16 protein-coding genes are annotated in these 21,663 nt (G+C 45.7%); 8 read left to right on the forward strand and 8 right to left on the reverse strand.

Going from position 1 to position 21,663, the window contains the following annotated elements; all coding sequences use genetic code 11:
• Positions 1-2 precede the first annotated feature (2 nt).
• Together AC0YOD_RS11990 and AC0YOD_RS11995 are read right to left on the reverse strand one after the other, a co-directional pair.
• Entirely contained in the window at positions 3-2,960 is a 2,958-nt protein-coding gene (locus tag AC0YOD_RS11990) for a DEAD/DEAH box helicase (protein ID WP_475799533.1), read from the reverse strand.
• Positions 2,957-4,240: an SWIM zinc finger family protein gene (locus AC0YOD_RS11995; RefSeq protein WP_475799534.1), complete on the reverse strand. Its 1,284-nt coding sequence runs from the start codon at positions 4,238-4,240 to the stop codon at positions 2,957-2,959. Before AC0YOD_RS11995 ends, AC0YOD_RS11990 begins: the two co-directional genes overlap by 4 nt.
• Positions 4,241-4,342: 102 nt before the next feature.
• Here AC0YOD_RS11995 and AC0YOD_RS12000 point away from each other — a divergent pair, with 102 nt between their 5' ends.
• Positions 4,343-4,660, forward strand: a complete 318-nt coding sequence (locus AC0YOD_RS12000; RefSeq protein WP_475799535.1) for a thioredoxin family protein — start codon at positions 4,343-4,345, stop codon at positions 4,658-4,660.
• Between the two features lie 63 nt (positions 4,661-4,723).
• On the opposite strand, the gene AC0YOD_RS12005 is transcribed toward AC0YOD_RS12000, so the two are convergent.
• Positions 4,724-5,368: a phosphatase PAP2 family protein gene (locus AC0YOD_RS12005; RefSeq protein WP_475799536.1), complete on the reverse strand. Its 645-nt coding sequence runs from the start codon at positions 5,366-5,368 to the stop codon at positions 4,724-4,726.
• A gap of 457 nt (positions 5,369-5,825) precedes the next feature.
• Entirely contained in the window at positions 5,826-7,025 is a 1,200-nt protein-coding gene (locus AC0YOD_RS12010; RefSeq protein WP_475799537.1) for an MFS transporter, read from the reverse strand.
• A 151-nt stretch (positions 7,026-7,176) separates the two neighbouring features.
• Here AC0YOD_RS12010 and AC0YOD_RS12015 point away from each other — a divergent pair, with 151 nt between their 5' ends.
• Entirely contained in the window at positions 7,177-7,827 is a 651-nt protein-coding gene (locus tag AC0YOD_RS12015) for a polysaccharide deacetylase family protein (protein ID WP_475799538.1), read from the forward strand.
• Between the two features lie 83 nt (positions 7,828-7,910).
• Here the strand turns inward: AC0YOD_RS12015 and AC0YOD_RS12020 are convergent, their stop codons facing one another.
• Together AC0YOD_RS12020 and AC0YOD_RS12025 are read right to left on the reverse strand one after the other, a co-directional pair.
• On the reverse strand, positions 7,911-8,921 hold the full coding sequence (locus AC0YOD_RS12020; RefSeq protein WP_475799539.1) for a glycosyltransferase: 1,011 nt from the start codon (positions 8,919-8,921) through the stop codon (positions 7,911-7,913).
• Positions 8,922-8,958: 37 nt separating this feature from the next.
• Positions 8,959-9,897: a phosphodiester glycosidase family protein gene (locus tag AC0YOD_RS12025; protein ID WP_475799540.1), complete on the reverse strand. Its 939-nt coding sequence runs from the start codon at positions 9,895-9,897 to the stop codon at positions 8,959-8,961.
• A 181-nt stretch (positions 9,898-10,078) separates the two neighbouring features.
• Between AC0YOD_RS12025 and AC0YOD_RS12030 the strand changes: the two genes are divergently transcribed.
• A complete protein-coding gene (locus AC0YOD_RS12030) occupies positions 10,079-10,591 on the forward strand; it encodes an acyl-CoA thioesterase (RefSeq protein WP_475799977.1) in 513 nt (170 codons plus the stop codon).
• Between the two features lie 232 nt (positions 10,592-10,823).
• On the opposite strand, the gene AC0YOD_RS12035 is transcribed toward AC0YOD_RS12030, so the two are convergent.
• Positions 10,824-11,774 carry a hypothetical protein gene (locus AC0YOD_RS12035; RefSeq protein WP_475799541.1) on the reverse strand — a complete coding sequence of 317 codons (951 nt, stop codon included), beginning with the start codon at positions 11,772-11,774 and terminating at the stop codon, positions 10,824-10,826.
• A complete protein-coding gene (locus AC0YOD_RS12040) occupies positions 11,771-11,923 on the reverse strand; it encodes a hypothetical protein (protein WP_475799542.1) in 153 nt (50 codons plus the stop codon). The genes AC0YOD_RS12035 and AC0YOD_RS12040 overlap by 4 nt, the downstream gene beginning before the upstream one ends.
• A 151-nt stretch (positions 11,924-12,074) precedes the next feature.
• Here AC0YOD_RS12040 and AC0YOD_RS12045 point away from each other — a divergent pair, with 151 nt between their 5' ends.
• From AC0YOD_RS12045 to AC0YOD_RS12065, 5 genes are read left to right on the forward strand one after another with little or no spacing between them, the layout of a single operon-like run.
• Positions 12,075-13,853: a vWA domain-containing protein gene (locus AC0YOD_RS12045; protein WP_475799543.1), complete on the forward strand. Its 1,779-nt coding sequence runs from the start codon at positions 12,075-12,077 to the stop codon at positions 13,851-13,853.
• Between the two features lie 24 nt (positions 13,854-13,877).
• On the forward strand, positions 13,878-17,267 hold the full coding sequence (locus AC0YOD_RS12050) for a tubulin-like doman-containing protein (RefSeq protein WP_475799544.1): 3,390 nt from the start codon (positions 13,878-13,880) through the stop codon (positions 17,265-17,267).
• Between the two features lie 2 nt (positions 17,268-17,269).
• Positions 17,270-19,642 carry a transcription initiation factor TFIID gene (locus AC0YOD_RS12055; protein WP_475799545.1) on the forward strand — a complete coding sequence of 791 codons (2,373 nt, stop codon included), beginning with the start codon at positions 17,270-17,272 and terminating at the stop codon, positions 19,640-19,642.
• A gap of 58 nt (positions 19,643-19,700) precedes the next feature.
• Positions 19,701-20,987 carry a vWA domain-containing protein gene (locus AC0YOD_RS12060; RefSeq protein WP_475799546.1) on the forward strand — a complete coding sequence of 429 codons (1,287 nt, stop codon included), beginning with the start codon at positions 19,701-19,703 and terminating at the stop codon, positions 20,985-20,987.
• 21 nt (positions 20,988-21,008) lie between these two features.
• Positions 21,009-21,659, forward strand: a complete 651-nt coding sequence (locus AC0YOD_RS12065; RefSeq protein ID WP_475799547.1) for a beta-mannanase — start codon at positions 21,009-21,011, stop codon at positions 21,657-21,659.
• Positions 21,660-21,663 lie beyond the last annotated feature (4 nt).

Genomic DNA, 21,663 nt, shown 5'->3' on the forward strand with positions numbered 1-21,663 from the left:
CCTTATGATCCGCTCCATTCCTGCCTTAATGTAAACAGTTCTCTAAGCGCTTCTGTTGAGAGCTCCGTAATCCAGCCCTCGGAGCCTGATATGACATTCTCACTGAGTTGATGCTTACTATCCAGCATCTCATCGATGCGTTCTTCCAACGTACCAAGCGCAATAAATTTATGGACCTGCACATCACGCGTTTGACCCATACGGTAAGCGCGATCCGTTGCCTGATTCTCGACGGCAGGATTCCACCAGCGATCAAAGTGAAAGACGTGGTTGGCAGCTGTTAAATTAAGACCAACACCGCCAGCCTTGATTGATAAAATAAAGACATTAGGCTGTTCAGCAGGCGGTAGCTCACGAGATTGGAATTGCTCGATCATGCGATCACGCGCGAGCTTGGAGGTGCTTCCGTTTAAATAGAGAACGGGCTCTTGAAGCTCATGATTAAGTACCGTCTGCAGCATTTGTCCCATGCCAATATACTGTGTAAATATAAGGCAACGTTCATTCTCGTCCCGCAGCTCCCTTACCATAGCAAGGAGACGCTCGAGCTTTGAAGAACGTTCAATGAGTGCTTCGGAAACTCCAGCGCCGTCAGCAGAGTCAGAAATTTCAGGAAGAGGCTCCTTCGTCAACAGCAGCGGATGGTCGCAAATCTGTTTGAGCTGCATAATAGCGGACAAAATAGCTCCCTTACGTTCGATGCCCTCCAGCTTCCCCATGCGATCCATGAGCTGATTAACGGTTTGGTTATACAGAGCACCTTGCTCTGCCGTGAGATGAAGATAGGTTTTGATCTCGTTTTTTTCAGGCAAATCAAGTTGTATGGCAGGGTCCTTTTTCTTCCGACGAAGCATAAATGGCTTAACTAGTTTTTGTAAATCTGCTGTGCGCTCCGCGTCATGGTCTCTTTCAATCGGCTGAGCAAATCGCTTCTGAAAGCCGTGAGAGCTCCCGAGAAATCCAGGATTAATGAAATCATAAATGGACCATAGCTCAGAAAGTCTATTTTCAATAGGCGTTCCGGTAAGGGCAATTCGGTGTTTGGCAGGAAAGCTGCGAACGGCTGTCGATTGCTTGGTGCCGGCATTTTTAATATTTTGCGCCTCATCCAGACATACAGATGCCCATGTAAATGACTTCAACAGCTCCTGATCCAGTGTTGCGGTAGCAAAAGAAGTGACCACAACATCGACTTTCCCGACTTCGGTACAGAAGGCTTTCTCTTGCAGCCGATTCCCGCCATAATGCAGCATAACCTTAAGCGACGGGGCAAACCGTCCCACTTCCTTCTGCCAGTTGCCGAGAACAGAGGTTGGGCAAATGATGAGGGCAGGTGTTCTATTCGCCTCTTTGTCTGCGGATTCCCTAAGATGCAGGAGATAGGCAATTAGCTGCACCGTTTTTCCAAGACCCATATCATCTGCCAGACAAGCGCCTAGTCCTAACCGCCGCAAGAAAACAAGCCAAGCATAACCTTTTTGTTGATAATCACGCAGTTCAGCCTTCAGCCCCTTAGGTATGGGTAATGATGGGAGCTGGTTCTGCTGGCCGAGCTGACTCATGAGACCCTTGAGATGCTCGTTCAACTCTACTTCAAGCTTAATGCGTCCCTCATCCTCTTCCGCTTGTTCCGAAGCCTCGCTGCCGGGCTCGTCATTGTTCCCAAGCAAATGCAGCTGAAGCACGTCTTGAAAGGATAAGCCTTGTGACTTGTCCATGCCTTGCATGACGTTTCGGATTTGCTTTAACAAAGCGGGATCTAGCAAAATCCATTTCCCTCGAAAGCGAACCAGACGCTCATTTCGATCAACGAGTTCATTAAACTCAGCCTCAGTGAGATCAGTATCGCCGATAGCGACGCGCCAATCAAAGTCGATAAGCGAATCAAGGCCAAAGAGGGATTCACCTTTGCTGCTGCCTGCTTCAGAGCTGACTTTAGCTCGAAGGCGCGGCTTCTTCCTGCTGGCAGTCTCCCACCAAGCGGGGAGAAGGACTAGCCAGCCAGCCTCTAACAAACGAGGACTGTCTACCGTTAAGAATTGCAGGGCGATATCGTTTGACAATGGTGTGTTCAGTAGATCGTTCTGCTCTCCGGCTAGCTGAGCTTTAGGCAGACAGTAGCGCAAGCGGTCAAGCCAGCTAAGAGAACGCTCGTGTACGGCTCTTGTCCATGTGGCAGGCCAAGCGCCGAAAGCCTCGCCATTGTCCGATAGACGCACAGGTATTAGAATGGCAGGCTCAAGCTTGTCCTGCAGCACAAGCTTGAGCTCCCATGGATGCTGGGCATCTGGGGGTTCAATTAATTGGAGAGCGGGGCGGAAGGGGGCTTGATCTGTTTTCCATCCAATCGCAACCAGCCAATCCTGTGCATTAGAGCCTGTGAATACCGTATGGTCCTTGGCGAATAATAGCGGGTATTCTCTTCTTAAATCCGCAGATGTCTCTTCCGTACCATAATAGCGTTGAAATACTGCAGCCGAGAACGCTGCGCGTAATCCAGCAATAAAGCTTGCTTCTTCTTCTGAATGTCCAAGTATGCCTTGTATTTGAGCTCTATTCGCCGCCTCATCCCAGGTCCATTGCAGCTTGTCTGCTCCAGCCTTGAAAGCAGAGAAGCTCGGCATATATTTTTTTTCTTCTATAGCAGCGGCAAGCAAAGGAGCCATGCGCTGAAGCTGCTCTGCTTGTTCTCCCCATGACCAGTCCACATGCTCCAAAAGTCTATTTTCTGCAAAAAAGGAGAGAACCTGCTCAGCAGGAAGAAGAACCAGCTCGACATCCTGTGTCTGCTGAATGTCGAGCTCGGTTCCGTAGATGGAAGCTTCGTGCCATGCGAATAAGCTATGTTTCAGACTGAGTCCTGATAAATAATCGCCGCTGCCCTTATATCCGTATATAAGCGCATCGCCATATGCCGTGAGGTTAACTTCAACAGTAATGGATTTTGTAAGCTTGCTCATGGTATTAGTTTTCCCTTCCGCAATTCTTCCTGCAATGCGCGCAACCGGCTATGGCGCGAGGCAAAGGCAGCAATGAAGTCCTCCCACTGTGCCTCAATTTTCATTTTCTTATATAGCTTGGCTAATCGCTTCAACAGCTTTACCGCTGCTTTATAGCCGTCTCTATTTTTTAAAAGCACATTTTTCTCTACAGACTGATGGTAGAAGGGAAGCAGCACCTCGGGCGCCTCTTTTTCCATAGGGGCATAAATAGTAGCACGATACTGCAGAGGCTCCCCTCCAGTACTTAGTTGATAATCAATCCATTGCTTCCATTTTCCGTGCTTAAGCAGCTTTTCCTCATAAATAGATCTTGCATAGGGCAGCATCGCATAGATCTGCTCCCACATTTGATCCTCCGCTTGAGGCAAATGCTCAATTAACGTATCCCAGTAGCGGAAATAGCTCTCTGTATGATTAGAATGATGCCTCTCCAGTAGAGGTGCCATTTCAACCAGCCAGCCTAGCAGCCGTTGCCATTCTCCCTCTATAGATAGATCATTTAGAACATAAAGGATACTCTCTGAATTGAAGTCTTTGCGTCTGCTTAATTGTTTCAACCCATCTCGAGCTTGCTGGTCTTGTCCTAAATAGAAGAACATCTTACTTTGGGCGATCAGCAAAGCATAACGTGAGGGAAGGGCCGCTCCTTCCTTTTCTTGCAAGAGGCTCAGCTCTTCCTTATAGAAGCTAGTATCTTTCACATTAGGATGAATCCAAAGTCTCCAGAGTAATAAATACGGCTTTGCAAAATAAGGGTGATCAGCTGAACTGCTTAAAATAAGCTCTCTCAGGTAGGACAGCGTTTCAACGATTCGATTCCAAAACGCAGGGCTGGCTGCTCCTTGAGCTCCTTTTTCCAAAAGAACCATAATGGCTTCCTGTACGTCAGAAATGGCGGCATGCGTATGGTAACCGATAAAGGCTCCGACAGAAAGCGAGGAGGGGTTGACCAGCTTTTCCAAAATAAAGAGATGCGCATGCACCTCATACAAGTTGTTCAATTCAGGTGAAAGCGACGGTTTAATATGATTAATAGCTGACAATGTTAACTGTACATAGTGTATATTTCGAGTTTGGCTTTCTATAGCCTCCGTTAAAAGCTCAAATTGCTCATGCCACTCCGAAACGGACATCCTATGTGCCAACTGCTGGAATGACACTATGAATGCTTCAGGGTCTTTCATATTCTGGGCAAGCACTTGCCATTCTGCTTCCGTTAAATGATGGGTTGGTATCATTAATTATTAGTCTCCCGAGCGATAAAAGTCTATTATTGAATATAATGATTATATCATCATGCGTTAATCAATTTCGACGCAGAGAAAGGCAGGCATCATACGATGGCTATTCATGAGATATTAGAAGAGGATTGGCTGCAGTTGAATCGAATCGGAAATGGCAAGGATGCGCTGCTATTTTCATCACCGTTCTGCGGCACCTGCAAAGTAGCTGAGCGAATGCTTGAAGTGGTCGAAGCTGCGCAAGTCCCCGTAACGATCTATAAATTAAATATCAATTACTCGGCTAAGCTGAGGGATGCTTGGAAAATCTCCAGCGTTCCCTGCTTGGTATTGCTCGATAATGGTGTGCCTATACGGTTTGAGTATGCGATGAGATCGGTTGATTACTTGTACAATTTATTGAAGAGCATGGATTAACAGAGGAGCCGGACTTCATTTCGTGATGAAGCGGCTCCTTTGTGTTTTCCGAAACTTATTAAACTACATGCTGCTCGTGAACTGCTTTTCTCGATTCATAAAGCGTGAATTCGCATAATGAACGACCCAATAAGCGATCTCAGCTAGTAAAATGCCGCCGAACACATCCAATATAGAATGCTGCTTAATGAACACCGTGGATGCAATAATGAGCCATAGCAGAATATTGAAGAAGATACGCAAATAACGAGCGATGATAATGTCACGGTTTAAAGTAATGAATAAGAGGTAGCTGGTGAGACAGTGTACGCTGGGAAAGCAGTTGTATGGATTATCGGCTCGGTAAATGAAATTGACTAGAACACCGGCCAAATCCGTATACTCAACGGCAGGTCTCGGAACATAGGTAGCAAAATACCAAAAACAAAGATTGCAAACGATAAGGGCAAGGTTATAAATGATGACGGTACGTATATAAACGGAGCGATTCACAATCCCAAGATATAGAAAGCTAATATACATCACCGGCATCCAGCTAACATAAGCCAGAACAAACCAGCGAAGAAAAGGAATTTGCGTGTCTAGCCAATAATAGTTGTGGTGGATGTTCGGTCCGATATTTTTGCTGATCCAAACATAGATGAATCCCTGCAAGGGAATCGTTGCAATACCAATTAGATGTATCCACTTCCTGATAAAAGCATTCATTTTCAGTCCTCTTTTCTGCATGTCGCATTTTATGATGAAAACTCGATCTATCCGTTATACGGAGGATATGGACGGATATATTCGAATACATTGTGCTGAATAAATGTCATACAATATTAACGGTATTTATTAAAGGATAAGCCAGTGTAGGCCGTTTCCCATCTTATTACACATTCGCTATACTTAATAGATTAAATGATTACTGGAGGGTGATTTGACTTGACGTATGTGGAGTTGCTAGACCGTCGGAATCTTATTTTAAAGCGAAATATTAGTAATATGGTGATGAAAGACAACAGACGAGGACTGAATACGCAGGAGAGTCATTTTTATCAAAGTATGATTAAAGAGATGCATCAAAACGAAAACGAAATCCATGCTGCTAAAAAGCAATCCTAAATCAAATACTTACTCATTCATATGTATGGAGAGACCTCGAAAGGTCTCTTTTTTTTATTTATGAAGGGCTGGGTTGACGTTGCTTATCCTCTAAACGCTCTCTGCGAAGTAAAATAGCTGCAGCGATTAACAAGGCGCCATTTAAGACGAAAACCCAACGAATAGGGATAATGCCGCCCAGCACACCGCCAATGACAGGAGCAAGCATCGTTGCAAATTGTGTGGCCGATTGGTTGAGACTGAAGGCGCGCCCACGGAATTCTGTCTCGGTTACCTTTACGATAATAGCATTAACGGACGGGTAGACACCAGCAAAGAACAATCCGTACATAAACCGCAGGATGCCGAATTGTGCATAACCGCTCACAAAAAACTGTAGGAGATTGCCGATACCCCCGCCAAGCAGACCTATAAAGAGAACTTTGGAGAAACCGATACGCTGACCGATTTTGCCCCATTGCGGCGCAGCGATCAAGGTGGCAATGCCAACTGCTGAGAAGACAATGCCTGATTTTAATGAAGCTTCACTCTTATCTACACCAAGCTGCAGCACATATACAGTCAACAACGGTTCAAGAATCATAACGGAGAACGTTGCTAAGGCTGCGATTAGAAGCAGTGTTGTAAAGGTTCGATTAGCTAGTGCATGCTTAATATCCTCTTTAATGGAGGACCTTACGGCCCTTCGATTAAACTTATTCTCTTTCACGAATAAAGTGGCAATGAGCGCAGCAACCAGCACCACGCAGCCGGAGAAAACGAAAGCCTCGCGATTTCCAATAAAATGACTGACAACCCCGCCGATAACGGGACCGATAATGCCGCCGGTTGCACTGGCCGTTGCCATAATGCCAAGCGCGTACCCGGACTTATCCTCCGGTGTATTGGTTGCAACAAGTGCGATTGCGGCTGGGACATAACCGGCCAGCAGCCCTTGAAAGATGCGCAGCACCAGAAATAAATAGGGATCATGAATAAAATAAGTTAAAAAATACATGACAGCAAGACTGAAGCCTGATCGTATGAGCATCGGCTTTCGGCCGTATTTGTCAGATAAGGACCCCCAAAACGGAGCGATCAATGCGCTTGCTAGAAATGTAATGCCAAAGCTGATACCTGACCAAGTCTCCAAATGGTTAGTGATTCCAAGTTCTGTATTTAAGAAGAGGGGAATGAACGGAATCGATATGGTATACGCCGCACTGCAAAAGAGGACGCCTGCCCACAAAACAAACAAATTTCTTTTCCATGAATACATCGTAGAGTATCACTTCCTATTGCTTCCATAGTCCATCTATTGTAAACCTATCTGTCAAGAAACACTATTTTACTTTGGGTTTAGAGCGAATTATAGGTATACTTAAGATTAATTAACTATGGCATCTATAGATAAACGGAGGTTTCTTGTTATGTTAGCGGTTGAAAAAACGGCGTATCTCACCATTGACGACGGTCCAGCCGGGGATTTTATACAAAAAGTCGATCATTTAAACGAAAAAGGGATTCAGGCCATTTGGTTTTGCTTGGGCGAGGGACTAGAACAATTTTCAGATGAAGCTGTCTATGCCATTAAACATGGTCATATGATTGGTCATCGAGGCTATAATCATGCTGATTTTTCTAAAATGAGCGTGGAGGATGGACGGGTACAGCTGGAGCGAGCGGATAAGCAGGTAGAGGAGATCTACACCAAAGCGGGGGTTTCTATGCCGTTGAAAATGTTTAGACTCCCTTATTTGCAGGATGAGATGAGCAAGGATCATAGTACGGCAATCGAGATGCTGCTTAGTCAGTTAGGCTACACGCAGCCATCATTTGAAAGTCGTTCGTATACAGAACAAGGCTTGGATGCCTCACATCATGTAGGATGTACCTGCGACACCTTTGATTTGGCTAATAAAGAAGCGATGGGCGGAGAGTTTATTACGGCTAACACCACAGAGGTCATTCGGATTCATGACTGGATTTCCTTAGAGCCGTTTAAAGCCCTCATTGAAAGGACGATTGAACAAGGCTTAGACTATAAGCTGCCGAGTGCAAAGAGTCCGAGCTTCGTCTAGGGATTGATGTATGAAAGAAAAGGGACTGTCATTGGACCGCTAACGCGGCCTTTGGACGGTCCCTTTTTTTGCTTTTCACTCAATCAATAAACAAATTTACGCTGCGACCAGAAGCTGAACAGGAATAACGAGGCTTCGGTAAGCAGCTTTGCTGCTAACAGCGGTATGCCGAGCTTCTCATAGCATAAATACATAAGTCCGTAGTTAAGCACCAATATGACTAACACAAGTGAGAAATATTTGGTCATCGAGGCTTGCATGGTGGATTTTTTTCGATTTGAGAATACATAATTTCTGTTCATCGTGTAATTGAATATGGAGCTCGATAATCGGGAGCCTATTACAGCAAGCAGAAGACTTGAACTGAATAAATGAATAAGCAGAAGAAGTAGATAATCGATAATGGCAGACAAGACCGAAGTCGCACTGAATTTTAGAAAGGGCATGTATACTCGGGTGGAATCGGCAATCGGTCTGAAATGGGATGATTCATTTTGGTTGAGATATACCGTATGAATGGGCACCTCGATAAAAGGAAAGCCTGCATCAGGCGCTTCCAGCAGCAGATTCATTTCATACTCAAAGCGATTACCCGGAATACTGCACAGCCAGCTCAGCATATCGGCGGAGTAGCCGCGCAGTCCGGTCTGTGTATCATAAATACGCTTGCCCGTTGTAAAAGAAAATACGAATCTGGTCATCGCATTGCCAAAACGGCTTCGCAGTGGCACCTGTCCGGTAAACTTCCGACTGCCCAGAATGACATGTCCCCGATGCTCCTCGATCTGGCGAGCCATTCGCATGATATCGATGGGCAGATGCTGACCATCGCTGTCGGCACAAACGATGCCGCCTTCTGTACCCTTTTGCTCAAAATATCGAAAACCCGTCTTCAGCGCATAGCCCTTCCCTTTATTTCTGCTATGAGTAATGACTGTACAGCCTAACTCTTGAACGGCTTGAAAGAGCTTGCTGTAAGCTTCACCGCTTCCATCATCCACTACGACAATTGGAAAGCGTCCCAGTTCTCTCAGTTGCTCAATAAGTCGAAGCAGCCGTTCATCGGGTTCGTAGGAGGGAATTAGTACATTCATGTCAGTCAGCCTCCTTTATTGAATCTAATTGCGATTTCTATTCTGCAATATAGAGGATATCGCTTACGCCTCGTTCTTTTGATTTACCAAGCGGATTGTTAACGACTCTGCCCATAAAATACATGGTGGAGGAGCCGCCTCCATCCAAGTTATAGGCCTCCGTTGCGCCTAAGTCAGCAAATAACTTCGCGAATTCCGTGAGTGTCATCCCTTTGCTGTAGTTGCTTTTTCGCCCATCGACTACGATAAACAGGTAGTGATTCGGCGCAATCATGCCAATGCCAGTACGGGGGTTTGAATTTTGAATGGAACGGTTGCCAAAGTTGGAATCAATACTGATTTTGGTGAAATCATCTACCGCTTCACCATCCTTCACCAGTACAGGGCCGAAGGAGTACGTATTCAGCACACCTTCTGCAAGCAAATCGGATGAGGAGAGCTCCTCTTCATCATAGGATTGCATCGTCCCGTCACTAAACAGCGCCATGGCAGCACGCGTAGGTTCATCACGAAACAAAGTGCCGTTGCGAATAATGACGCCATCATTTCGAAATCCATAATAGTCGCCGTTAATAGCGAAGATCGCATCTTTTTTTTCTGCGATTGTCGAGGTGTACGCTATAATGTTTCGTCCAAAGGAATCATCGGCAAAGGCAGATTGCAGGCTTGCAGCATCAGAAAGCTGTACATCTGCGACAAAATAAGTAATCTGATCAGCACCGGAGCCGGTTTCAACCTTTTTGATCGATATGTTTGTCTTACTGCTTGAATAGCTCCAGTCGTCATATTTCACTGCTGTTGCCTCTTGCTCCGATGAAGCGGTACTATCCGTTTTTTGATCCGTTAAAGTAATCTCTACATGCTCGATTAGATAGCGATCCGCAAGAAGGTAGATGACTGTTCCAATTACTGCAAGTAATAAAAGAGTGATGAGAAGCAATTTTTTCTTTTTAGTGAGCTTTGCGATGGCATTCAACTCCTGACAGGAATGAGAAATAAGCTTGTTGGATCTATTTTGTTATTACAACGTTAAAAGGATATGAAGCTTGACTGAAGGTTTACTGAATGCGAGAGAGACAGTGGAAGCATAAGGAATAGAGGAAAGGGGAAATATGTACGCAAAGAGCGTACATAGGAAGAGGGAGATGTATACGATTATGGATAGTAAATTCGTGAAGGAAACACGGTGCTTTAAGGTTTCTCGAGTTTTTCCAACCGATGTTAATAATCACAACACGTTGTTTGGCGGCAGGCTAATGTCCTATATTGATGATATTGCATCGATTTCTGCCTCGAAATTATGTCGAGTGACAGCTGTCACCGCGTCTACGGATTCTGTAGATTTTCTATATCCGATCAGGCCAACCGATTCCGTGTCTTTGGAGTCCTTTGTAACCTGGACGGGCAGAAGTTCGATGGAGGTTTTTGTGAAGGTCATTCGGGAGGACTTGAAGAGCGGTGAAAGAAAGATAGCGGCAACTTCATTTCTGACGTTCGTAGGCATGGATGAAAACAATCAGAAGATACCTGCTCCGCAAATTATTCCGGAGACAGAAGAAGAGCTGAAATTATTCGAAACGGCTGCTTATCGAACACAAATGAGGAAGCAGCGAAGAGAAGAGAGCAAGCTGTTTGCTGATTTCCTATTAACTAAATTCCCGTGGGAATAGCCTATTTCATACATTTAAATCAGCTTTAAGGCTTGGATGAAACTAGACTTTAGTCGATGTTGAAGAGACTCATTTTCGTTTATAGTAACGTAAGGAGTTTGTAGTGTGACGCGATCTATATCCGCATGAATATGAAAAACAGCTGTCGCAGAATCCATTCTGAGACAGCTGTTTTTTTGTAGAGAAGGAAAGGATGGACGTTTCGTCTGCAGAGGCTTAGCGGGCTAACTAGTTAGTTATTTTGCCTTTGCGGATTTTGGAAATCCTCATCCCACTTGTATTTTTCGTTATAGACATTTTGAACCTCTTCCGTTAGTGCTCCCCAGTTAGGCTGAGGATTCAGCAGAACAATTCGGTAGAGGCGAAGAAAACGATCCTTGGGCAGATAACGCGCATATCGCATGACTAGATAAGGATAAAGAGAGACATACCGCTTCATTCTGACAGCGGCTCCGGCTACGCTGACTAGAATGTTCTCGCCCTGCTCCATGTTTAGAATTTGAGACTCATACATCAGCACATAGCGGAATGCATTCTCTTTGATTAGATCACGTCTAATTTTGGCGATTTCTCCAATATAGGCGGCAAGATCGGGATTGAAGTGATCCATCAGAAGCGGTTCCAGCATCAAATCCATATCCCTGCGCAAAATGAATGATTGCAGCAGCAAAATTTGCTCTAGCCGAAGCTGGTCAGTTTGAAGAAGCACGCCTATCTCGCGCAGCATCTCATAAGTTAGCGGCTTATTGCCAGTCTGAAACACAGCGATGGCTTCATCATGGTCAGCCGTCAAGCCTGCAACGAGATGCTTGGACTCCCTCTTGAACAGCTTCTCTAGCTGCAGTCGTTGCTCAAAGACTTCTGTTTTTCTTTGAACCATCCATAGACCGGCGATCAACAGAATGCCGGCTGCAGCGCATATGCCAAACTGCATAGAGGACTCGCTCGCAACAAGACTAACGAGCAGGATAAGCAGGGCGATGATTCTTGTCTTCCACATGGAGCGCTGTACCATGGATGAAGCCTTTTTCTGAACGCTTACGAGTGATTTTTTACCGCAAACGGAACATTGCAGATCGCCAAGAACGGTGAAGTGCTTGCAGTTTCCGCATATTTTAAGCTTCTCATAAGCATAGCGTGTTTTAATGAAGGGGTTAAGCTTGATCGGCAGTTTCTTATTCATAGGCGTTCACGCTCGCCTTTTTTCAGAATGGACCTCACTTGACGATCCAGCACCTCTTGTGAGGGAGCTCGCTTGCGCCTTGAGTAGTAATTAACTGCTGTAATAGCGACGAAAAGAAACAATAGTCCTATAGAGACGTATGTAACCATGTTAGGTTCCTCTCTTACAGTAAAAGTGATTTATGGGTGTCTATCGAGTATACTTATTGTATAGTATAGCACCTTAGCAGGAGCGGTTACTAACAGGGACTATTGGACTATTACGGATTATCCGTCAGTATTTTTGTAAAGGAGTATAAACATGATTCGAATAAAAAGTGTCACAAGCTATCTTCTAATGGCGGCAGTCGTTCTGTTGCTGCCGTTCAGTCAATTAACGACGGTGCATGCCGCACAAACCGCTTCGGGGATCGATGCCGTGCTAGTGCTGGATGTGAGTAATTCTATGAGTACAAGCGATCCTGGCAAAATAGGCAATGAAGCGATGAAGATGTTCATCGATATGCTTTCAACGCAGGGGGATCAGGTTGGCATTGTTGCCTATACCGATAAAATACAGCGGGAGAAAGCACTGCTTGAAATCAAATCGGCTGGTGACAAAGAGGACCTGAAGCAATTTATTGAGCAATTAGACCGCGGTGCCTATACCGATGTATCTGTCGGTGTGAAGGAAGCTGTGAAAATCTTGGAGGATGGCGCCGATCCGGCCCATGAACCAATGATTATTCTGCTCGCTGACGGAAACAACGATTTTGATAAGAAATCAGGCAGAACGCAGGCTGAATCCGATAAGGATATGGAGAAGGCGCTAAAGGCAGCGAATGACAGCGGCTTGCCAATTTATACAATCGGACTCAACGCGAATGGCAAATTAAACAAGGAAGCACTCGCTAAGCTATCGGATCAGACCGGCGGCAAGTCGTTCTCGACGGATTCAGCGGATGATCTTCCTCAAATATTAAGTGAGATTTTTGCGAGTCATTTGGATCTGAATATCGTACCTGTGGATTCATTTACCGCAGATGGCAGCTATCAGAATGTGAAAATATCCGTTCCAAACGCAAATGTGCTTGAAGCGAATATTTCAATTATGTCTAACAATCCAGTGGAGGCTAAGCTGGTTGATCCTTCTGGGAAAGAAGTAGCGATTCCGTCTGACGACGTACTCTTATCTAAATCTAAGAGTTATTCGCTAATTAAGCTGCTCAAGCCAACCGAGGGCGATTGGACGTTGAAGGTCAAGGGTGTTAACCGGGATAAAATCGATATCAACTTGATATTCAACTATGATTTGACCTTGGCGATGGCTCCCCTTTCTTCTACTACGTTCGCCAAGGGAGATAAGGTAAATATAAGCTCTCATTTGATGAGCGGCGGACAACAATTAAAAGATAGTGCGCAGTATAGCAACATGAACGCGGTTATACTCGTTAAGGATTTAGATACGGGTAATACCGAGGAAGTGCCGATGACCAACGCGGGTGATCATTTCGAAGGAACCTACAAGATTGCAGATAAGCATGACTATGAAATTAAAGTAAAAGCGGAGGAGAAAAGCTTCTTCCGCGAGACGGAAGCCGTCACGATCAGCGCTAAGGCAGGAGGCGGTACAAGCCAGACAACTCCGCCCGAGCCAGCCAAAGACAAGAAGCCGTTCCCTCTCGTTCCAGTCATTGCCGGCGTGGTTGGTCTTATCGCTTTACTAGCGGCGGCCTATTACGTGCAGCGGTTATTGAAGCAAGCGAAACGCGGCTTTGTCGGGCAAATGGTCATTGAAATAAGAGATGAGAATACGGGAGACAAAACATCTCCGCAGTATAAGAAGCTGACGACCTTTAAGGGCAAATTCAATCTGCATCAGCTGCTCCAGCTGGCACCGGAATTGAAGGAAGCGGACGCTATTATTTTCAGACCGGGAAGCAATGATCGTATTTTAATGAAAAACGGTTCAGCATGCACGATTGAAAAATCAGGTCGCGCGATTAATGCGGATCGTGAATTTGAAATGAAAAGTGGAGACCGCATCACGGTTTCATTGCAGCAAATAGACAAAACCATTTTGATTGAGTATCTCGTTTAATTAAAGTTCAGGGGGTAGAAAAGGATGAAACCGATCGTAAGAGAGCATATTCAGCAGTTGGATGTATCGCTAGGCGGAGGCATTGTCAGTGAGAAGATAAGGGTTGATACGATTGACAACCCTATGTTGATTATTGGGCTTGGAGGTACAGGTATTGATGCGCTGCTGCGCTTGAAATATCAAATTAACCGCAGATTCAAGCTGCCTGAGGATCCAGTCTCCAAGAGAAAGCGGGAGAAGCCCGATAACGTTGAGTTTCTTGCCTTTGAAACGAATGAACAGGATCGCAACAAAAAGTATAAAGGGATCGGTCTCGATCCCATCAATGAATTTGTGCTGCTCTCCAACGCCGAGGTTGGGGGCTTGCTGCAAAACCGCAGTATTTTGGAGCCGTATATTACGGATTGGCTCTCACCTGAGCTTAGCATTACGGATGGAATGAACGGTGCGGCGGGTGTTCGTCAAGCTGGACGCTTGCTGTTGTTTACGAAGATCAATCAAGTTGTGCAAAGCATTGATAAGAAGATCAAGACGCTTTCAGTTGGCACGAACAAGAAGCTGATGGTATTTTTGCTAACCGGCTTGTCCGGCGGTACAGGCAGCGGCTGTTTCCTTGATATCTCTTATATTGTAAGAGGAATTATTGAGCGTGATCACGGCTCTGCAGGCGTGGATCGGGTGAATACGCTTGGCTATTTGTTTACGCCGGATATTAACCTAGCCAACAAAAGCATTAGTGAGCACACGCGGGAATATATCAAGAAAAATGGCTATGCAGCATTGAAAGAATTGGATTATTGGATGAATGTGGACAGCCGCGGCGAGCGATTCAAGCAGCAGTACGGCAGCATTTTGTCCGTTAATTCACCGCTTCCGCCATTTAACCTATGCCATCTCATCTCTGCGACAAACGCAGAGGGCAAGCTGCTTGAGAATGCTTATGATTATTGTATGAACGTAACCGCGGAGAACATCACGAACTTTATGGCCAGTGAGGATAAAGGGTCGGGTGAAGAATTCGCGATTCATGACTATATAAGCAATATTCGCACGAACATCGCACAGATGAACAAGCTTTATCCAGCCAACTACGACTACAACATTATCGGAGCTTCTTCGGCCGTTTTGCCGATCGAGGAAATGACGACTTACTTGGCCTATCGCTTGTTTAATAAGATGGACAAAATGTTCGAGAAGGCGCCAACCCAAGATGATGTAGAGAAATTTGCGCGCAAGCTGGGTATCGATCTGGAGACAATGGGCAAAACCTTCGATTCACGCATTCCTGAGCCATTGCCAGGTTACGAGAATAGCGAACGCCTTAACTATAATAATGTGATCAAAATGCAAGTCGTGAACATGGATACGGAGCTGGAGCAAAGCTTCCTGGCACGTGCGCGTGAAGAATACATTAAGGCGAAGAAGCAGCTTCCTGGTGAGATTGTTGCGCAATTTACGGATCAAATTCGCCGTACTTTTCTGCATCCAGAGCAGGGGCCGTTCTACGTATCCCGTCTCCTTTATACAGAGAAAGGCTTTTGCTTGCTGAAAATGCTTCTCTCGTATATTGAAACGCTCCGCGAGAGTTTACAAAGACTGCCGCGTGAAATAGAAGCAGCAAAGGATCAAGCTGATGAGCGTATGGGCGATGCCAAAAGCGCTTTTGTATCTAAGGATAAGAAGAAAAACAATTATATCGAAGCAAAAATCAATGAGTACTGGCTGCATGCTGATGTCGAGCGCATGGAGCAAATGATCGAGTTCTATGAGGATCTGCACCAGCTGCTCAATATCGAAAATAATCGTATTTATAATGTATTTACTGAAATATTGAATGTGTTGAACGCTATTTTTGCCAAAAATGGTGAGCTTCTTACGAATGGTGAAGAGCATGCCGACCACAAAGGAAATAAAACTTATTATTGGAATATTGTTAGCGTTCCGGACATTTCGGATGTCATTAGCCGCATGATGGATAAGAAGGATGGAGACGATCTGATCCGCGACTTTACGCAGGAGCTGCTGGATCATTCCAATCAATGGGTGAAGGAACAAGAAATTGATATCGTCAGCTCGATTTCTGAATTCCTAACGGATAAATTCGGTGATTTGATTACGAAGTCGATGGAAGATTTCCTCGTGATGAAATACGGAGACGAGGAGTCAATCGAGAAATTTGTAGAGCGCAATATTGCCAGCAAGCTGGATGAAGAAGCAGTACCGGTATTCCACTTGAGCAACAGCTCTGGTAATCTGCATGTGCCGTCATGGGGTTTTGTTTCCGTTCCTGTTCATGCGCCTAGCATCTTGAAAGGAATCCGGAATTATCAGAATAATGCCATTGGCAAATCGCACTTCACAATTAAGGAGAGCGAAGTGAAAAACCGGATCTTCTGGTTGAATACGAGAAATGGTGTGCCGTTGTTTGTTTATACACCGCTGAAGGTATATGAAGAAAGCTATGAACGAACCATTCTTGACAAAGAAGGCATTGGCCGTCATTTGGTTCAGACGGACCGCGTGAACTGGACGTATCTGCCTTCGCCGATTCCTGAGAAATCATGGGGGGATACTTACGTCAACCCACGCGTACAGAGCTATAATGCAAGGGTTCGCGGGGAGTTCGCCAAAGCGGAATCCTATCGGATCATTGTGGAGAAAGGGATCGACAACAACACAAGCAGCCGTTATTCCGTGCAATTTACGAAGCCATTCGATGTAATGAATGAGCTCAAGGGTTACAATATGGGGCTCCACGCAGCCAAGCCTAACCTAGGCGAAATCAAACGAGCTTTGAATGAGCTGAATAGAATATTGTCGAATGGACTTGAGATTCAAGCGACAAAGGATATCTTCGGCAGCTTCTCAGCAGAGCTTGCGCAGGAAAATCTTATCCGCTCTCCGGAGCTGCTGGCAAATGTTCGCGAGGAATTGGCGAAGTATGAGTCCATCAGCGCTAAGGCGTCTGAGCTTCAGCAGCTGCTGAGTCAATATGAGGATGAAGATAAATGGCTGGATCAATTTATCGAAGCACTTTACACCGATACCATCACGAAAAAAGGTGCGCTCTACGTCTATGACCGTGATCCGGAAGAAGAAACATGGCCTCCTTTTGCCAATCTAATGAAGAGCAGCAGTTATGTGGAGTTTGAGGTATTCGAGAGCTTCCGCCAACTGGATGACAAGAGTCGTAGCTTGCTTATGCGCAAAGCATCGCGCAGAGTAACGGAATTGACGGCAACTGAGGATACATCTCTGCTCATCACGAAATTGGATGATATGTTCGGTTTGTATCTCGATGCGCGCGAGCGTCTCGAATATGAGAAGGTTGAGCTTGCAAGCGGAGAGGAAATGTATCGATTCTATAAAGAAATGACCTCCAAGCTCAATGAAATTCGCAGAAAGTTGAAATAGCTATGAGAGAGTTATTGAATAGATTCGCGGTCGATTATTCGGCCGCTGAACAAAAATTAAGCGGACTTGAGGACGATCAGAGCAGCATTCACTATCCAACTGTATTTCTTTTTATTGGAGATGAGGCGGGACAGGCGATTGAACCTATGATTCGATCCAATGAGCTGAAATGGGATAATAACGCAGGCGTTATGTACGTTCATGTAGCATCCCGTGCGAACAATGATGGAGTCGTCTCTCCGCAGGTCGTGCGGATTGCGCTGGACGATCTGACAAAGTCCCGGGGTGACAACCGTACTGGACGGAGGGATTTGGGTCAGGCTTTCCACGGCGAAGGTGGTCATTTGGCGGACTTAAACCGCGCACTGCGCGGTGTCAGTGACAAAATCGCAGATTACGGCCGCTTGTACGCTTCCTTCGATCGTCTGCATCTTGCTGTCATTACAAGAGTTGATGATGTCATGAACATTCTCGTTCCAGATATTTCGCTGCTGGCACAGTCTATTTTCATGCAGCTGTTCAAATCTGTGCAAATGGATTTGTACGTGCTAATCAATGAACGGGAGCAATCGGAAACATTCGGGTATGCAGGCGCAGCAGGGATCAGTTTCCTGCGGGAGCTAGAGGGCATGCAACGTCCTGATTATTCGTATTCCGCTAGACTGCAGGTGACAGGAGATGGATTGTCGATTCCGGTCGTTCATAAGTCTTCTCCGCTCTTCGACCTCGTCTATGTGCTCTCTGACCGCAATGAGAAGGGCATTACGACCCTTAACGGCATGCAAGATAACTATGAGATTATCTGTCACATTTTGCTGCTCAAGAATAGGAAACGTAAAGATACAGGGGTTCAGTCCAATGACGGAAGCTATAATAACTCATCCTTCAAGAACAGCCTGATGACCGAATCCGGAAGACTTGGCTATGTTTCTGCCGGACTCTCGAAAGTAAAGCGTCCCAATTACTCCATTGCTTTGACTGTGCTCTATCATTTCTGCAGAGGTATTGTGCTGCGGTTGAAGAACACGCCAGAGCTAAGTGAAAAGGAAAAGCTTGCTTTCTTTGGGCTAGATTCCGCCTCCATGGAAGCGCGAGTGTCCGATATTGTTCCTGGTGAGGATAAAATCGGCGATATGATGGGCTTGTTAACAAGCGGTATCCGTTATGATCAGCTGAAACGCATGTCGTTGCGAGAGGCAGAGTCAGCGTTGTTCGGCGATGGCTGTTCCACCTTCTTCAGAAGCCATTTCATGCATCCAGCGGAAGAGCGTCTTAGTCTTATACGCTCATCAGATGAACTGCGTCATGCCATCTCTCGAAATAGTGAAGGCCGTCCAGAAATCGGCTTTTATGGGCTGGCGGAGTGGACGGACGAGAAGAATGAGAGCGGCAGCGTTCAGGAAGCCGTTCGTCTCCGTATGCGGGATTTGGTTATGGAGATTGATCTTGCACGGGATGAACTGGAACGCAGCCGTGATTTGCGCGTTGAGGAATTGAAATTTCAACGGCTGCCATTGCTTGATAAGCAAAACCTAAGAGCTTTTTTACGCGCGTTTTTCGATACAGTCTATCGTATGCATTGGCATATTTTACAGCTAGAGACCGAGCTTACGCTCTATCGGCGATTCGCGAATGAGCTGGATAAGCTGCATGAGCCTTATAGGCTTCGCGTGCAGCGTATGAACGCTTTGGAAGCGGAACTGAAGTCAACTGCGCTTGAGAGCATTCGTATGGCTGATGATTATATCGGACAGAACATCTTTGATTATTACGAGCGGGTAACGGATGAGTTGATGAAGGAATTAGAAGATAAGCGCGGCGCTAAGATTTTCTTTGAAGAACGTTATTTAGGCAATGTATCGGAGCTGTTGGACCATGGCAATGACAAGCTTGCGGAGCGGTTAATCGAGGTTTGCTGCAAGCATCTGCTGACCGCAGAGCCGTTTGCACAGACCTTTGAGGAAGAGCTGCTTCATCGCGCCAACGTTTCCATTGCGTACAGCAATCGAAAAGCTTTATCGAGAGATGAGCTATTTAATCGGCTATATCGCACGCTGGAGGATAATGCTTCGATAAATATTAGGCTTTTGGATTATACGCATGAGCATCGTTATGAGGAAAAATACATGTTCGGCGACGGTCAGAGTGAATTTATTCGCTATGCGCTTGGCGTCGATGAAACATCACGCATCTATAAGCTTGGCTGCGTACACGAGAAGCGCAGCAGTGGAGTCGAGAAATTGAATTTGATGGGCGGCTTCCATTTAGAAGATTTGATGTACTACCGGAATGGGAAGGTTTATTACGAAACCTATCTGCAGAACGGTTATGAGTTTCATGCGCTGGATTCTGCGGAGTTGCCGAACCTTAGGTAGCTGGGAAGCATCTACAAATGCTATTCCTCATTAGATGGTTGGAAAGGATGTTGCGGTCATGCAACGAAAAATAAATGTGCTCCTCCTTTTATTTGCTTTAATAGGCGGAGCAATCGGTTTCGCGATAGGTGAAGCTCTGCTGAGTACGCTCTCTCCAGAATGGCCTCGTATGGTCGTTATCGGTCTGTACTTTGGTATCCTTGCTCTATGCATCGGGCTGGCTTGCCTAATTGCCGAGATGATATCTCCAAAGCTGAGCGGCTCATCTTGGCGTCAGCGATATACAGGCTTGTCTTGGAAGCTGCTGGTTCCAGCAACTCTTGTTATGCTCTTCGCTGCAGGAAGTCTGCTGCAGCTTGTATATGGACTGCAATTTAACGGATTCAAGCAAGTAAAGGATATTGTGCTTGTGATTGATAACTCTGAGAGCATGCTGGAGACGGACCCGAATAATGATCGTTTTGACGCTGCGAAGCAGCTTATTAACAAAATGGACAGCGATAAAAGAGCTGCCATCGTTGTATTTAACGATTCAGCAGAGCTGGCACAGCCGTTTGTAAGCGTAAGCGATCAAGGCGTTAAGGATTCTGTTCATACGGTAATCGACGGGATCGTACCTGCAATCGGAGGTACGGACTTTGCTATAGCGCTTGATGAAGCGTTAACGACCATACAGGGTTCGGCAGATAGCGAACGCGGCACGATGGTTATTTTATTGTCTGACGGCTTTAGTGAATCCAGTATTGAAAGCTTGCTTGCTACTTACAAAGAGAAGAAAATTGCAATAAATACTGTGGGACTTAGCTTAGTCATGTCAAAAGGCTCGGAGCTGCTGAAGGAAATCGCGAGTGCAACGGGAGGAAGCTATCAAGATGTAACGAAGTCGAACGGACTAGCGCTCGCATTTAAGAACATTTATGATACCATCGACAATCGTACACTCTTAACGGAGCGGACTGGTGCGGTCGCAGACAATGTGTTCTACAAAATGCTGCGTATTCTGTCGCTCGCTATTCTCGGTGTCCTCATCGGAGTATCGCTAGGCATCGTATTCGATAACCGTTACTTAGCCCTAAGCTTCGGTATAGGCGGTTTTATTGGCGGATTGCTCGCTGGGTTCATTTTAGAATCAGGACTAAGCGGAAATTCATTTGGTGATGGCTTAAGCCGTCTTGCCGCTGCACTTGTGCTGGCATTGATTATTGGGCTGTTCCCGCTTATTGTGCCGATTAGGGAAAATAACAGTTCAAGACCATATCGAGGCGGACGGAACAGAGACGTAAACGGTGGAGCATCCACAGGTCTCAGCGGCAGGCCTAAAAATAACCGCAGCCATGGATTTTAAAGAATGCGGAGGCGTATATAGATGCGATTTATTCATGCGGATCAAGATTCGCCGCTTATTAGCGAATTAACCCGCACAATGGAAGGGGACCTTTGCACGCTGCGCTGGCACTGGCCGGCAAGCGTGCAGGCGGTCTATATTAGAAAGACGGCAGCAGATCAGGAGCAGATTGAAGGATCCGATACCGTTGTCCCTAATCATGAAGGCCTGAAGCTCTATACAAAAGCAGAGTATAAATCGAATAACGGCTATCATACCCGAATGGACGGAATCGGACGGTATATTTTCACTGTATACGCCTGTCAGGAGGGTGAAGGCGGTCCTGAGCTCATCTTGCAGCCAAACGGAGGCAATACGATTGAGATTAGCGCCGGCAAAGCCAAAATTCATTGTTCGATAAAATACAAAACGGGGCTCTTTCAAAAGTACAAAACGATTCAAATTACAGTGACAACGGAGGTCCCTATTGGGAAAGACGTGCTTTGCTACGTTAAGAAGCAAGGCGGCTATCCTGCCAACAAAGAGGATGGTACGTTATATCCGTTTGTCTCCCCCTTCAGTTCAGGAAAAAATACGTTGCCTGCTATTGAAGTTGGAAAGCAGGATTACATTCGAATATTTTTTACCGATGGTCGCTTACACGGGCAAATGTACGAATTAATATCAGTATAAAGGA

This window comes from Paenibacillus sp. J31P13, from assembly GCF_056269295.1.

Excerpts from the sequence above, each read along its gene's own strand:
- AC0YOD_RS11990 (WP_475799533.1), bottom strand. The coding sequence starts at position 2,960 with ATGAGCAAGCTTACAAAATCCATTACTGTTGAAGTTAACCTCACGGCA.
- AC0YOD_RS11995 (WP_475799534.1), bottom strand. The coding sequence starts at position 4,240 with ATGATACCAACCCATCATTTAACGGAAGCAGAATGGCAAGTGCTTGCC.
- AC0YOD_RS12000 (WP_475799535.1), top strand. The coding sequence starts at position 4,343 with ATGGCTATTCATGAGATATTAGAAGAGGATTGGCTGCAGTTGAATCGA.
- AC0YOD_RS12005 (WP_475799536.1), bottom strand. The coding sequence starts at position 5,368 with ATGAATGCTTTTATCAGGAAGTGGATACATCTAATTGGTATTGCAACG.
- AC0YOD_RS12010 (WP_475799537.1), bottom strand. The coding sequence starts at position 7,025 with ATGTATTCATGGAAAAGAAATTTGTTTGTTTTGTGGGCAGGCGTCCTC.
- AC0YOD_RS12015 (WP_475799538.1), top strand. The coding sequence starts at position 7,177 with ATGTTAGCGGTTGAAAAAACGGCGTATCTCACCATTGACGACGGTCCA.
- AC0YOD_RS12020 (WP_475799539.1), bottom strand. The coding sequence starts at position 8,921 with ATGAATGTACTAATTCCCTCCTACGAACCCGATGAACGGCTGCTTCGA.
- AC0YOD_RS12030 (WP_475799977.1), top strand. The coding sequence starts at position 10,079 with ATGGATAGTAAATTCGTGAAGGAAACACGGTGCTTTAAGGTTTCTCGA.
- AC0YOD_RS12035 (WP_475799541.1), bottom strand. The coding sequence starts at position 11,774 with ATGAATAAGAAACTGCCGATCAAGCTTAACCCCTTCATTAAAACACGC.
- AC0YOD_RS12040 (WP_475799542.1), bottom strand. The coding sequence starts at position 11,923 with ATGGTTACATACGTCTCTATAGGACTATTGTTTCTTTTCGTCGCTATT.
- AC0YOD_RS12045 (WP_475799543.1), top strand. The coding sequence starts at position 12,075 with ATGATTCGAATAAAAAGTGTCACAAGCTATCTTCTAATGGCGGCAGTC.
- AC0YOD_RS12050 (WP_475799544.1), top strand. The coding sequence starts at position 13,878 with ATGAAACCGATCGTAAGAGAGCATATTCAGCAGTTGGATGTATCGCTA.
- AC0YOD_RS12055 (WP_475799545.1), top strand. The coding sequence starts at position 17,270 with ATGAGAGAGTTATTGAATAGATTCGCGGTCGATTATTCGGCCGCTGAA.
- AC0YOD_RS12060 (WP_475799546.1), top strand. The coding sequence starts at position 19,701 with ATGCAACGAAAAATAAATGTGCTCCTCCTTTTATTTGCTTTAATAGGC.
- AC0YOD_RS12065 (WP_475799547.1), top strand. The coding sequence starts at position 21,009 with ATGCGATTTATTCATGCGGATCAAGATTCGCCGCTTATTAGCGAATTA.